This is a genomic window from Nocardia jiangsuensis, from assembly GCF_042650385.1.
Classification (GTDB): domain Bacteria; phylum Actinomycetota; class Actinomycetes; order Mycobacteriales; family Mycobacteriaceae; genus Nocardia; species Nocardia jiangsuensis.
Genome location: NZ_JBHSAX010000002.1, coordinates 107,754 through 120,665 on the forward strand (window position 1 = coordinate 107,754; position 12,912 = coordinate 120,665).

12 protein-coding genes are annotated in these 12,912 nt (G+C 71.1%); 6 read left to right on the forward strand and 6 right to left on the reverse strand.

The genetic code is table 11. The features are described 5' to 3' along the window. Position 1 precedes the first annotated feature (1 nt). From ACFO0B_RS00530 to ACFO0B_RS00550, 5 genes are read right to left on the reverse strand one after another with little or no spacing between them, the layout of a single operon-like run. Complete coding sequence (locus ACFO0B_RS00530) at positions 2-802, reverse strand: MHYT domain-containing protein (RefSeq protein ID WP_378610247.1); 801 nt, start codon at positions 800-802, stop codon at positions 2-4. Next, the gene (locus ACFO0B_RS00535) at positions 795-1,412 is read right to left on the reverse strand and encodes a GTP-binding protein (protein ID WP_378610476.1); all 618 of its coding nucleotides are present in this window, start codon (positions 1,410-1,412) and stop codon (positions 795-797) included. The genes ACFO0B_RS00530 and ACFO0B_RS00535 overlap by 8 nt, the downstream gene beginning before the upstream one ends. 22 nt (positions 1,413-1,434) lie before the next feature. Further along, the gene (locus tag ACFO0B_RS00540; protein WP_233020518.1) at positions 1,435-1,809 is read right to left on the reverse strand and encodes a DUF742 domain-containing protein; all 375 of its coding nucleotides are present in this window, start codon (positions 1,807-1,809) and stop codon (positions 1,435-1,437) included. Between the two features lie 7 nt (positions 1,810-1,816). Further along, positions 1,817-2,224 (reverse strand): roadblock/LC7 domain-containing protein, encoded by a 408-nt coding sequence (locus ACFO0B_RS00545; protein WP_378610248.1) that lies wholly within the window; start codon positions 2,222-2,224, stop codon positions 1,817-1,819. Beyond that, entirely contained in the window at positions 2,221-5,121 is a 2,901-nt protein-coding gene (locus ACFO0B_RS00550; protein WP_378610249.1) for an ATP-binding protein, read from the reverse strand. Before ACFO0B_RS00550 ends, ACFO0B_RS00545 begins: the two co-directional genes overlap by 4 nt. A 378-nt stretch (positions 5,122-5,499) precedes the next feature. Between ACFO0B_RS00550 and ACFO0B_RS00555 the strand changes: the two genes are divergently transcribed. From ACFO0B_RS00555 to ACFO0B_RS00580, 6 genes are all read left to right on the forward strand, one after another. After that, on the forward strand, positions 5,500-6,186 hold the full coding sequence (locus ACFO0B_RS00555; protein WP_378610250.1) for a response regulator transcription factor: 687 nt from the start codon (positions 5,500-5,502) through the stop codon (positions 6,184-6,186). Positions 6,187-6,275: 89 nt separating this feature from the next. Then, complete coding sequence (locus ACFO0B_RS00560; RefSeq protein ID WP_378610477.1) at positions 6,276-7,670, forward strand: HAMP domain-containing sensor histidine kinase; 1,395 nt, start codon at positions 6,276-6,278, stop codon at positions 7,668-7,670. Between the two features lie 442 nt (positions 7,671-8,112). After that, on the forward strand, positions 8,113-9,417 hold the full coding sequence (locus ACFO0B_RS00565; protein ID WP_378610251.1) for a S1C family serine protease: 1,305 nt from the start codon (positions 8,113-8,115) through the stop codon (positions 9,415-9,417). A gap of 59 nt (positions 9,418-9,476) precedes the next feature. Then, positions 9,477-9,971, forward strand: a complete 495-nt coding sequence (locus ACFO0B_RS00570) for a MogA/MoaB family molybdenum cofactor biosynthesis protein (protein ID WP_378610252.1) — start codon at positions 9,477-9,479, stop codon at positions 9,969-9,971. Between the two features lie 737 nt (positions 9,972-10,708). Further along, on the forward strand, positions 10,709-11,383 hold the full coding sequence (locus tag ACFO0B_RS00575; RefSeq protein ID WP_378610253.1) for an MspA family porin: 675 nt from the start codon (positions 10,709-10,711) through the stop codon (positions 11,381-11,383). Between the two features lie 63 nt (positions 11,384-11,446). Next, positions 11,447-12,124: an MspA family porin gene (locus ACFO0B_RS00580; RefSeq protein WP_378610254.1), complete on the forward strand. Its 678-nt coding sequence runs from the start codon at positions 11,447-11,449 to the stop codon at positions 12,122-12,124. An 80-nt stretch (positions 12,125-12,204) separates the two neighbouring features. On the opposite strand, the gene ACFO0B_RS00585 is transcribed toward ACFO0B_RS00580, so the two are convergent. Continuing rightward, complete coding sequence (locus tag ACFO0B_RS00585; RefSeq protein ID WP_378610255.1) at positions 12,205-12,891, reverse strand: SAF domain-containing protein; 687 nt, start codon at positions 12,889-12,891, stop codon at positions 12,205-12,207. Positions 12,892-12,912: the final 21 nt, after the last annotated feature.

A 12,912-nucleotide genomic window follows, 5' to 3' on the forward strand; every position in this document is an offset into this window, starting at 1 on the left:
GTCAGCGTGCGGGCTCGAGGTCCGGACGCGGCGCGGGCGCGGTCGCGGCCAGCGCACGGCGATCCGGCGCGATGAGCACCGCGCTGATCGGAATGGTCAGCGACAGCAGCCCGACCACGAACATCGGGAACACGAAGTCGAACAGCTCCATGCCGTCCGGCGCCGTCGCGGTCGGGTCGACCTCGAACTCCAGCGCCGAGAGCCCGAGGTAGTACACCCCGGCGATGCCGAGGCCGAAGAGCAGCGTGCTCGCCGCGCGGGCCGGCCTGCCGCGCAGCGCCTGGAACGACCACAGCGCGCCGCCGCACACCAGCACCGCCACCACGGCGGCCAACGCGGCAGGCCACGGCGAGATGTCCACCTTGCCCTGCACGCTGATCGAACCGAGGGTCAGGTACAGCGTGGTCGCGGTGCCGAGCCCCATGACGAGCCCGCCCGCGAGCAGCAGCGGCAGCCGGAACGAGCGGCCGAGCAGCAGCAGCCCGATCAGTACCGCCGCGAAGGCCACGACGAGCGCGGCGATCTGGTAGGCCAGGTCGTAGCGGAGCACGGTGCTGGAGACATCCAGCCCGAGCAGCGTGACCGAGGTGGCGAGCCAGATGCCGATGCCGCCGATCGAGACGGCGGCCGCGGTCAGCCAGACCAGCCGGAACCGGGCCGAGCGCACGCTGTGCACGATGCAGGCGAACCCGACCAGCGCGCCGAGCACCGAGATGGCGACGGAGAGCCCGGCGATCCAGGGCCCGAGGACGAACAGGTCGACCTCGGTGCCTCCGCTCGCCAGCAGTTGCGGCTCACCCATGCCGAGCGGCCCCTTCCAGTTCCTGCGACTTGAGCTCCGCGATGGCGTACTCGGTCACCGCGGCGAGCGCCTGCCGCACCTCGACCGCGTTGCGCGCGTCGATGTCGACGATCGGCACCCCCTCGCGCACCGAGAGCGCCTCGCGCAGCTCGGCGATCGGGAAGCGCGGCGCGTGCGGGAAGCGGTTCACCGCGATCAGGAAGGGCAGCCCGCGCGCCTCGAAGAAGTCCACCGCGGCGAAGCTGTCCTCCAGCCTGCGGGTGTCGATCAGGACGACGGCGCCGATCGCGCCGCGGATCAGGTCGTCCCACATGAACCAGAACCGGCGCTGGCCGGGCGTGCCGAACAGGTACAGCGTGAGGTTGCCCGGCAGGATGATCCGCCCGAAATCCATGGCGACCGTTGTGGTCTCCTTCTGCGGAGTGTCGGCGAGATCGTCGATGCCGTCCGAGAACTGGGTGACCATGGCCTCGGTGCGCAACGGCACGATTTCGGACACCGCGCCGACGAACGTCGTCTTCCCTGCGCCGAACCCGCCCGCCACCACGATCTTGGTGGACGCGGTCCTGGTATCGGCATCATCGGGCCCGGTGCTGCCTTCGGGCCCGATCTTGCTTTCGGGCCCTTGTTTCCTAAAGGGCGCGGAGTCCACGCAATGTCCTCTCCATCAGGGTACGGCGCTCGCTGAAGCTCGTCTGTTCGGTCAGTGTGATGTGCATGCGCATGGCGCCGTCCACGACGAGATCGCCGATCACCACCCGGACCATACCCAGCGGGCGGTCCAGATGTGCGGCGATCTCGGCGACGGACAACCGGTGCGTTCCGAGACGCAGGATCTCGGTACGGATGTCACCGGACGGCCAGTCGAGATGCGCGTTGTGCGACAGGGTTTCGATCACCGCTTCGAGCGGCAGGTCCACCGCGGGCTCGGTCCGCCCCGAGGTCAGAGCGTAGGGCCGAACGCGAGTGGGGGGTCGATACGGTCCGGAGCCGTGCGGGCTGGACATGGCAAGCTCAGACGGCAGTCCGCGCGGTCGCCGACACGACACTGCCGACCCGGTCGACGAGCAGGGCCATCTCGTACCCGATGCGGCCGATATCGTGCGATTTATTGGCGAGAACTGCCAGGTGCGAGCCGTTTCCGACGCTCATCACCAGGAGGTACCCGCGCTGCATCTCGACGATCGACTGCATCACCTTACCGCCGTCGAACAGTTGCGCCGCCCCCGTGGCGAGGCTCGCCAGCCCGGCGGTGACGGCCGCCAGCTGCTCGGCCCGGTCCGACGGCAGGTGCGGGCTCGTCGCCTGCAGCAGGCCGTCGGCCGACACCAGGACGGCGTGCGAGACGCCGGGGATGTCCCGGGTGAATCGTGCGACCAGCCAGTTCAAGTTCTCGTCCGTGGTGCTGTTGGCGTTGGTCATGCAAGCCCTCCGTCGTTGTACTGCACATTGGCCCGCCCACTGCGGACTCCGCTGAGATGCCTGGTGAGGTTGGTGCGGATCTCCTCAGGGTCGCGGTCACCCTGCTCCTCCGCCTGGGCGAGCCCGCCCGGAACCAGCTGCGCGCCCGGCCTGCGGATGGGCAGCCCGCCCGCGGTGCGCGAGGAGGTGGTCGGCTTGCTCGCGTCGGCCGCCGCGGACCAGCCGGCGTCGGCGGGCGACGACCAGGAGCCGGGGGACGCCTCCGACGATGCCGGCTCGACCAGCCACTCCGAGACCATCCGCTGGTAGATCGGAGTCGGTGACTCCCCGGCGATGGGCTGCAGCCGGGAAGAGCCGGTCTGCTCGCGGCCGTCGTCGGTCTCCTCGGTGCGGCGGACCCGCTGCTGCTCGCCGGTGTGCGGCTGCCGGTCGAACGGACGGTACGCCTGGGTGGCGTACTCCGGGCCGTCCCAATCCGGGACCGGGCGACGTCCGGCGGCCGGCTGCTCGCCGGTCTCGGCCGGCTCGGCCCGCTGGTCGTCGCGCGCCGAGGGCTGCGCCGCGCGATCGGACCGGTCGGTGTTGTCCAGCCGGACCGCGGCGGGCGCGTGCTCGCCCGGCCTGCGAACCGGAAGCCCGGAGCGGCTGGTGAACTGGGCGAAGTCGCCGTCGTCGGCCGGTTCGTCCTTGTTCTCCGCCCACAGGTCGGTGCCGGTGGGCGGGTTGTGCGGGTCGACCGCCGGGAAGCCACCGGTCGTCGGGGTCGACGACTCGTCCGAGCCGAACGCGGAGGTGCGCGGCGGCTCGGTGCCGGTGCGGTCGCCGCGGCCGGGGACCGAGACGCTCGGCTGCTCCGACGCCTCCGCCACCCGCATGGCCGGGCGGCGCTGCGGCAGCCCGTTGGTGGTGGTGCCGAAGCCGCTGCTCGCGGTCTCGCGCTGGGGCAGGCTCGGCACCGGAACCAGGTTGCGGGTCGGCGCGGAGCCGAAGCCGTCGTCCCGCGCACCGCCGAACTGCTTGCCGCTGGGGTCGGTGGGGTCCAGCTGCGGCGCCACGAGCGCGCCGGGCAGGTGCACGCTCGCCGTGATGCCCGGCTGCTGCGCCATGGTCGAGGTGCGCCGCAGGCTCACCGTGATGGTGTGCCGCTTGGCGAGCCTGCCCACCACGAAGAGCCCCATCCGGCGCGCGGTCTCGACATTGACCTCACCGCCGGAGGCCAGCCGCTCGTTGGTGGCCTGCAGATCCTCCGACGCCATGCCGAGGCCGCGGTCGGTGATCTCGATCAGGTAGCCGCCGTCCACCGCGCGGGCCACCATCACCGCGACCGCGGTGGTCGGCGGCGAGTAGCGCAGCGCGTTGTCGATCAGCTCGGCGAGCAGGTGCTCGATGTCGACCGCGGGCTCGCCCGGTACGACGCCCTCCGGCACCGAGCCGATCTCCACCCGCTGGTAATCCTCCACCTGGGAGACCGCGCTCCACAGCATGTCCGAGAGCGGAACGCCGTGCAGCTGGCCGCGGCGCAGCTGGGTACCGGCGAGCACGAGCAGGTTGTCGCCGTTGCGCCGCATGCGGGTGGCGAGGTGGTCGAGGCGGAAGAGGGCCTGCAGCCGCTCGCCGTCGTCCTCGTCGTGCTCCAGCTCCTCGATCAGGGTGAGCTGCTGCTCGACCAGCGACTGGCTGCGCCGGGAGAGCGTCTCGAACATGTTGCCGATCTGCACCCGGAGCCTGGCCTGCTCGGCGGCGAGCGCGAGCGCCTGCTCGTGGATCTCGTCCACCGCGCGGGCCAGCTGGCCGATCTCGTCGGTGCTGTGCACGCCGACCGGGGTGATCCGCGGGGTGGCGCCACCGGCGCGCACCACCGCGAGCTCGTCCGGCAGCTTGACGTGCGCGACCTCGAGCGCGTCGCGCCGCAGCCTGCGCACCGGAACCACCAGCGTGCGGGCCACCGAGAGGGCGAGCGCGAGGCCTGCGAGCAGCGTGCCGAGCACGATGCTGGCCTCGCGCAGCGCGCCTGCCTGCGCGTCCACCGTCCGGGATGCCAGCGACTCGTCGATGATCTCCATCAGCTCGTCGGTGGTGACGGCGTAGGTGTCGGTGCTGGCGCGCAGCGAATCCGCGACGACCGGGTTGGCCGCCGGGTCGCCGACGCTCTGGCTGAAGGCGGCGAGCCGGGTCTGCACCGCGTCCATCAGCGGCCGCAGGTTCCCCGCGTTCTCCGGCAGGATCAGCGAGTAGGTCGCGATCATGGTCATCTCGGCGCCCGCCGAGATGAGCACCTTGGCCTGCACGCCGGGGTTGTTGCGCGCGGCATCCGGCATGCCGATCAGCAGCTGCTGCTGGGTGAGCGTGCGGCGCGCCGACTGGATCGCGCCGAGCTGCAGGAAGTAGCGCTGGATCACCAGGTCGTCGACCGAGGGCGAGCGGGCCAGCGCATTGCCGATCCGCGCCGCGATCTCGTCGGCCTGCTCACCGACCATGGCGGGCGAGCCGTTGCGCAGGCTGTTGCGCATGGTCGACCCGGTGGCCACCGCGGAGGCGAGCTCCGCGGTCACCTTCCCGCTGACCTCGGTGGTCTGCATCGCGACCTCGAGTTCGGCGAGCGCCTGGTCGAACCGGGTCAGCGCGGACGCGGTCGCCGGATCCGCGATGTTCCCCCAGGAGGAGGACGCCGCGATGGCGAGTTGCTCGGTGGCCGTGCCGTACCGGACGACCGGCCGGATGATGATCGCTTGTTCGGTCGCTGCGTGGAGTTGCTCCATGGTGCGCAACTCGTTGTTGATACGCAGAACCGCGAACACGGTCGCCAGCAGTACCGGCAGCACCAGAACGATCCCCACCTTGCGGGTGACGGACCAGTTCGACAGGCTGAATTGCCAGGATCGCGGTGCAGCTTCCATCCGCTTCCGTCGCCTCCGCTTCACGAGTGACCCCCGGCGGCGCGTGGCTGCTCGTCGGATGTGGATCAACCCGCATCACAGAACCAACGAAGGGTCTTCTTTTTACCGCGGTGAACATACCGCGCTGCGTGAGTGTGAGCAATCTGGGGTACTCAGTATGTTTTTCTCGAATATGGCGTCACAGAACGCCTTTCGGGGCTTTCGGCCCGTCCGCCCGGAAGCACTTCGGCGACTTCGGATAAAAGGTGCTGGTCACCGTCGGTAACCGGACTGTGATCGTTCCGAGATGGATCCGCCGAGATCTCCGGCGAGTCGCGTCACGGCGTGTCGGACACACCCTCTCAGTCGGCTCTCAGTCGGCAGGGCCACACTGGTCACATGCGGATTCTGGTAGTCGACGACGACCGCGCCGTTCGCGAATCGTTGCGCCGGTCGCTGACCTTCAACGGCTACACGGTGGATCTGGCGGTCGACGGGGTCGACGCACTCGAGAAGGCGACCGTCCAGCGCCCCGATGCGCTGGTGCTGGATGTGATGATGCCACGGCTGGACGGTCTGGAGGTATGTCGCCGGCTGCGCAGTACCGGAGACGACCTTCCGATTCTGGTTTTGACGGCGCGGGATTCCGTTTCCGAACGTGTCGCGGGACTTGACGCGGGCGCCGACGACTATTTGCCGAAGCCGTTCGCGCTCGAGGAATTGCTCGCCCGGCTGCGCGCCCTCTTGCGCCGGACCGGGACCGCTCCCGGCGAGGCCTCCGAGACCCTGCGGTTCGCGGACCTGTCGCTGGATCCGGTGACCAGGGAGGTGACGAGGGACACCAGGGCGATCAGCCTCACCCGCACCGAGTTCTCGCTGCTGGAGATGCTGATGGCCAACCCGCGCCGGGTGCTCACCCGCAGCCGGATCCTCGAGGAGGTCTGGGGCTACGACTTCCCGACCTCGGGCAACGCGCTCGAGGTCTACATCGGCTACCTGCGCCGCAAGACCGAGGCCGAGGGCGAGCTGCGGCTCATCCACACCGTGCGCGGCGTCGGGTACGTGCTCCGCGAGACGCCGCCGTGACCCGCGGCAGCACCAGGCGGCCGGTGATCGCCACCCTCGGCAATCCGCCCCGTCCCGAGCCTCGCACGCCGGAGCCGCTGCCGCCGGAGATGCGCCCGCCGACCCCGCTGACCCGCTCGGTCTCGCTGCGCTGGCGGGTCACCCTGCTCGCCGCCTCGGTGGTCGCCATCGCGGTCGCGCTCGCCTCGATCGCCGCCTACGCCATGGTGGCCCGCTCGCTCTACGCCGACGTCGACTCGCAGCTGCGCGCCCGCGCCGCCACGCTCATCGACAACAACTTCGACAGCCTCGGCTTCTACTCGATCATCCTGGCCGGGCTCTACTCCAACGACGTCGGCGTCGCGCTGATCTTCGCCGACGACAAGCAGTACGTCCCCCCGCAGCCGACCAACCCGCCGGTCGGCGCCGACGAGATGGCGGTGGCCGCCGGGCAGCGCGAGTTCTCCCTGCGCACCGTCGACAACCAGCGGGTGCTCGCGCGGCGCACCAATTCCGGGGCGACGCTCGTGGTCTCGCAGCGGCTGGAGCCGACCAGGGAGGTGCTCGACCGGCTCGCCTGGCTCATGTTCGTCGTCGGCGGCTGCGGCGTGGTGCTCGCCGCTGCGGCGGGCACCGCCGTCGGCCGCACCGGGCTGCGCCCGATCGCCAGGCTCACCGCCGCCACCGAGCGGGTCGCCCGCACCGATGACCTCACTCCGATCCAGGTCACCGGCGACGACGAGCTGGCCCGGCTCACCGAGAGCTTCAACACCATGCTGCGCGCGCTCACCGAGTCCAGGGACCGGCAGCGCAGGCTGGTCGCCGACGCCGGGCACGAGCTGCGCACCCCGCTCACCTCGCTGCGCACCAATATGGAGCTGCTCATCGCCTCGAGCAGGCCGGGCGCGCCCCGGCTGCCCGAGGAGGACATGGCCGAGCTGCGCGCCGACGTCATGGGGCAGATCGAGGAGCTCTCCACCCTGGTCGGAGACCTGGTCGACCTCGCCCGCGAGGACGCGCCGGAGACCGTCTACGAGCGGGTCGACATGGGCGAGGTCACCGAGCGGGCGCTGGAGCGCGCCCGGCGCAGGCGCGGCGCCATCGAGTTCGTCGCCGAGCTGCGGCCCTGGTTCGTCTACGGCCACGAGGCGGGGCTGGAGCGCGCCGTCCTCAACGTGCTCGACAACGCCGCCAAGTGGAGCCCCGGCGGGGCCCGGATCCTGGTCACCATGCGCGAGGTGAGCCGGAACCTGCTCGAACTCGCCGTCGACGACGCGGGCCCCGGCATCCCGCCCGCCGAGCACGAGCTGGTGTTCGAGCGCTTCTACCGGACCACCGCCTCCCGCTCCATGCCCGGCTCCGGGCTCGGCCTCGCCATCGTCAAGCAGGTGGTGACCAAGCACGGCGGCACCATCACCGTCGACGCCTCCGAGCGCGGCGGCGCGCTCATCCGCATCGTGCTCCCCGGCGAAGGGGGCAGGCCCGAGCAGCTCTCGGGGAACTGATAGCGCCGTCTCAGTCCGTTCTCAGTCGTGTTCAGCAGGCTGGGGGGTACTACGAGCAGGACCCACAGCCGAGCAACGAGGATTCGCCGTGACCGAGGAAAACCAGCGCCGCGCGGGAGAGCAGCCCGCGGGTGCCACGCACCCCACCCCGCCGCCACCCGGGCCGGGTTCGCCGTGGGCGCCGGGGCCGTACGGGCCACAGGGCGGGTACAACCCGCCGGGGTCGGGTGGGTTCGGTTCGGGGGTCGACGGTGTCGGCGCTCTCGGCGCGCCCGGCTCCGAGCAGGGGACCGGCGCTTTCGGCGCGCAGCACGGGGGCTTCGGTTCGGACCGTACGACGAACGTTCCCGGCGGGTCGGACGGCGGGCGTGGATCCGAGACAGGAGCCGGTGGCTTCGGTCCGGGTGGCTACGGAGGTGATGGGCCGCAGCACGCGACCAGCGTGTTCGGCGCGCACCAGGGATTCGGCTCGGGCGGGCACGAGACGCAGGGGCGGTACGAGCCCGGCTCCGGCGCGGCCTCCGGGTCGATCCCGGCCCCCTACGCCCCCGGCCCCGGCTACACCCAGCCGGGCGGCCCGGTCCCGCCGGGCAGCATCCCGCCCGCTTACGGTGGCGGCCCGTCGGACCCGGGCCCGGCCAAGCGCCCGCGGCGCACCGCGCTGGTCGCGGGCGCGCTCGCCCTCGCCCTGGTGAGCGGCGGCATCGGCGGCGTCGTCGGCGCCGTCGCGGTCGACCGCGACAGCACGTCGACGGTCGCCAACGCGCTCGACGCCCCGAAGCCGAACGTGAACACGGTCGCCAACGCCCCCTCCGGCTCCATCCAGGCGGTGGCCCAGAAGGTGCTGCCCAGCGTCGTGATGATCAAGGTGGCGAGCAACCGCGCCGAGGGCGAGGGCTCCGGCGTCGTGCTCTCCTCGGACGGCCTGATCCTGACCAACAACCACGTCGCCACCGGCGGCGGCACCGGCGCCAGGATGGAGGTCGTCTTCAGCGACGGCTCCACCGCCCCCGCGACCATCGTCGGCACCGACCCGGTCTCCGACCTCGCGGTCATCAAGGCCGACGGCAAGACCGGCCTCACCCCGATCGAGCTGGGCAGCTCGGCGGAGCTCCAGGTCGGCCAGCCGGTGATCGCGATCGGCTCCCCGCTCGGCCTCGCGGGCACCGTCACCACCGGTATCGTCTCCTCGCTCAACCGCCCCGTCTCGACCAGCGGCTCCGGCACCGCCCCCGGCGTCAACCCGGTGATCGACGCGGTGCAGACCGACGCCGCGATCAACCCGGGCAACTCCGGCGGCGCGCTGGTGGACGGCGAGGGCAAGCTCATCGGCATCAATACCGCCATCGCGACCCTCGGCGGCGAGACCGGTGGCCAGCAGAGCGGCTCGATCGGCCTCGGCTTCGCCATCCCGGTCGACCAGGCCCGCCGGGTCGCCGATCAGCTGACCAAGACCGGCCGGGCCACCTACGCCCAGATCGGCATCAAGCTGCGCCCGCAGGACACCAGGGCACAGGTGCTCGAAGCGACCCAGGACGGGCCCGCCGCCAAGGCGGGGATCCCGGCCGGCGCGGTCGTCACGAAGGTCGACGATCGAGTCATCGATTCCGGTGACGCACTGATCGCGGCGGTCCGCTCCCACCAACCAGGAGACAAGGTGACGGTGACCTACACCGACGAACAGGGCAACAACCCGAAGACCGTCCAGGTGACGCTGGACGCCGCACCGGCGGAGGCAGGCCGATGATCCGCGTGCTGCCCGGGGGATCGGTGGGGCTGTCGCCGGTTGGCGCTACGGTGAGCACCATGGAAATCGATGCTCCTGTGGCGGGGCGGGCACTGGTGGTTGTCGTCGACGACAGGACGGCGCACGGCGCCGAGGATTCGATCGGCCCCCTGGTCACCGAACTGCTCACCGAGGCGGGGTTCCTCGTCGACGCCTCGGTCTCGGTGCAGGCCGACGAGGTGGAGATCCGCAACGCGCTGAACACCGCGGTCATCGGCGGCGTCGACCTGGTGATCTCGGTCGGCGGCACCGGCATGTCGCCGCGCGACGTCACCCCCGAGGCCACCTCGCAGGTGCTCGATCGGGAGCTGCCCGGCATCAGCGAGGCGCTGCGCTCCTCCGGCCGGGTGGCCGGCTCGCTCGACGCGGTGCTCTCCCGCGGCCTGGCCGGCGTCTCGGGTAGCACCCTGGTGGTGAATCTGGCCGGCACCCGCGCCGCGGTCCGCGACGGCATGGCGACGCTCAGCCCGCTCGCCAGCCGGGTGGTCGACGAACTCTCCGGTTTGGCGGAGTAATTTCCACCGGCGACGCCACCGACGTCCCCCGCCCGCGCCGGGCGGGGGACGCGGAGCGTCTGGCCCGCATCTTCGGCGACGCGCTGCCGGAGACCACCCGCGACGAACGCGGCGACGACGAACGCCGAGACGACTCCGGCGAGCACTGGCTGCGCTCCCAGGTGCCACCACACCACGGTTGAGCTCCCTCCCTGTTTCTGGTAACTCCGCCTTGACATGAGGTGGAGCGCCTTCGCGCCTCGATCGGCTGCCCCGCGCCGCCCGCAGCCCCTCCGGTCGGAAGTTCGACGGCCGCGAAGTTAATGGCGTGCTGCGACTGAGCCGGCCCTTTCCGCACCTCAGCGATGCCCCTGGGTAGTAGGGATTCGCACCGCTGCCACCCGAGGTCCTGCGGGTCACTCCCCACGTTCGTGCACGTCGACCCCCCGGCGGGCGTGGGTGCGTTGTGACATGAGTCATCTGATCTTTACGAAAACTTTCCGCGCGGTTGGATTTCTCCCCGTTTACTCTCTCTCGCGGGATGCGTCTGTTTCGGGTGTCGTTCACTCACTGCCGGACGGCACTGGACACCTCGTCGGAGGCGTATCCCTGTTCCGATCACCCGGACCGGGGCGTTGCGCCGAAATAACAGTCGGTTACATGACGGCAACAAAGGGGCGACAAACTGAGCTGGGCCTGAGAGGACCACGTGCAGTCTCGATGGTCGAGCTGCCTGTTCGAACCTGATGAGGGGAAGTATGAGCGAGAACCGCATCAACGGTCTGCGCCGCGGTGCCCGCGTAGCAGGCGTCGGCGCTGCCGCGGCCGTTGCCATGGGCCTGCTTTCGACCGGCGCCGCCAACGCCGACACCTTCGTGCCGTTGCCGGACGGCCAGAAGCTGGGCCCGGGCGTCACCCTGACGCGCACCGCCGAGACCGCGATCGTGTCGCCGTCGCTGGCGGCCAACGGCGCCGGCCGTGTGGTCTGGGTGTCGGGCACCACCACCGCCGATGTCACCGTCACCCCCGAGGGCGAGGTGGGCCCGTTCAACGGCCCCGCCGGCGATCCGGGCAGCAACAACTCCTCGACGCACGGCGCGTCGCAGGTGAACACCGGCTACATCGTCGGCTGCCAGGTCTCCATCGCGGACGACGCCATCTCGGCGGGCCTCTCCGGTGGTCTGACGCTGACCGACGGCGCGATCGGGGGCTCGATCGGGCTCAACCTCGGCCCCGGTGAGGTCAAGTTCGTGCAGATCGAAGCGAAGGACATCCTGAAGCCGGGTGTGTACTCGGTCGAGTACCAGGATGTGGAGATCGAGATCCAGGGCTGCGCCGGCTACGCGCAGGCCCGCGCCTACAGCGTCGTCGAGATCATCGGCGACAACTACTCGAAGACCAGCCTGTACGGCCTGCCGTTCAGCATCGGCTGATCTCGACCTCTTCCAGAATCTTCTTCTCGCTGACGCGAATACGACCCTCGAGGGGCAACACACATGATCAACCGTAAGAACTTGGCGCGGGTGGCAGGCGTAGGTGCCGCCGCCACGGTCGCCATGGGCCTGTTCTCCACCGGCGCCGCCAATGCCGACACCTTCGTCGCCCTGCCGGGCGGCACCATCACCAAGACGCTCTCCGACGGCACCGTGGTGACGGTCAGCCTGGTCGGCGAGTCGGCCAACATCAGCCCGTCGCTCGGCTCCACCCCGGTGCACCGCAACACGTGGGTCTCCGGCTCCGCGCAGGTGTCGATCGCCGGTGGCGAGGACGTCGGCGGCAAGATCTACCCGGGCTACGTCGTCGGCTGCCAGGTCAACATCGCCGGCGGCGGTGTCGAAGGCGGTGTCGAGGGCAGCCTCGACTGGAGCGATGGCGAGAGCGTGACCGGCGGTGTCGGCGCCAGCTCCGGCGGCAACCTGTCGCTCGGCCCCGGCCAGGCGGCGTCGTTCTACGTCCTCGACATCGAGAAGCCGGACGACTACGGCGACGAGGACCACGCGACCAACAACACGTTCAAGGGCAACGACGGCTCGGTGACCTGGGCCGACTCCACCATCGGGCTGAGCGGCTGCGCCGGCTACGCCCAGGCGCGCGCCTTCGTGCGGGTCAAGGTCGAGACCGAGAACGTGATGTCCGTCGTCACCCTGTGGGGCCAGCCCTTCAGCATCGGCTGATCGCACTCCGATCCTCGTGATCACCGGCGGGTCCGTCGCTTCGGCGACGGGCCCGCTTTCGCCTTCCCCGCCCCCGGCGCTCAATGGAATACCACCGTGAGCGCGCTGCTCAGCGAAGCCGCGGCCACCGCGGTGGCGTGACCGGTGTCCATGGCGACCAGCACCACCCGCTCGGCGCCCCTGCCCTCCCCGGCCGCCGACACCAGCACCACGGCCGCGTCGGTGGCGAGGGTTCTCGGCGGCCGGTCGGATTCGCGGCCCGCACCGGCACTCGCCGCACCGATGACATCCACTCGATCACCCGCGCGGAGGATTTCGGCGACCGCCGAATCGGCGAGCCGCAGCGGCACGATCCTGGCGTCCGGGGAGCCGGTCGCGACCCCGGCCAGCCGGGGATTCACGGTGCGCACGTCGGTGAAGACCTCGCCGGCCCGCATGGCCCCGGTGAGGGTGGCGCCGAGCAGGACGGCGGATTCGCGCACCACACCGTCCGGCAGCGTGCCCGACGGATGCGCGGCGGCGCGCAGATCGGTGTCGGTCAGCAGGCTGCCCGGGGCGAGGTCGCGGCTCGCGACCAGGATCTCGGTGCGGGCGGCTCCCGGGTCACCCCGGAGGAAGAGTGCCCCCGCGAGCAGTGCCAGCAAGCCCGCGAGCAACCGCCGGGCGAGGATGCCGTCGAGCCAGGGTGGGCGGTTGCGGAACGCGTCGAGCACCCGGCTCTCGGAGCCGAGCGTGGAGCGGCGGAGTGCGGAATCGGTGCGAGACATGGCTGAAGCCTAGGAGCCGGG

Coding starts and splice junctions, on each gene's coding strand:
- ACFO0B_RS00570 (WP_378610252.1), top strand. CDS start 9,477: ATGGAAATCGATGCTCCTGTGGCGGGGCGGGCACTGGTGGTTGTCGTC.
- ACFO0B_RS00555 (WP_378610250.1), top strand. CDS start 5,500: ATGCGGATTCTGGTAGTCGACGACGACCGCGCCGTTCGCGAATCGTTG.
- ACFO0B_RS00530 (WP_378610247.1), bottom strand. CDS start 802: ATGGGTGAGCCGCAACTGCTGGCGAGCGGAGGCACCGAGGTCGACCTG.
- ACFO0B_RS00540 (WP_233020518.1), bottom strand. CDS start 1,809: ATGTCCAGCCCGCACGGCTCCGGACCGTATCGACCCCCCACTCGCGTT.
- ACFO0B_RS00585 (WP_378610255.1), bottom strand. CDS start 12,891: ATGTCTCGCACCGATTCCGCACTCCGCCGCTCCACGCTCGGCTCCGAG.
- ACFO0B_RS00575 (WP_378610253.1), top strand. CDS start 10,709: ATGAGCGAGAACCGCATCAACGGTCTGCGCCGCGGTGCCCGCGTAGCA.
- ACFO0B_RS00545 (WP_378610248.1), bottom strand. CDS start 2,224: ATGACCAACGCCAACAGCACCACGGACGAGAACTTGAACTGGCTGGTC.
- ACFO0B_RS00550 (WP_378610249.1), bottom strand. CDS start 5,121: ATGGAAGCTGCACCGCGATCCTGGCAATTCAGCCTGTCGAACTGGTCC.
- ACFO0B_RS00580 (WP_378610254.1), top strand. CDS start 11,447: ATGATCAACCGTAAGAACTTGGCGCGGGTGGCAGGCGTAGGTGCCGCC.
- ACFO0B_RS00560 (WP_378610477.1), top strand. CDS start 6,276: ATGCGCCCGCCGACCCCGCTGACCCGCTCGGTCTCGCTGCGCTGGCGG.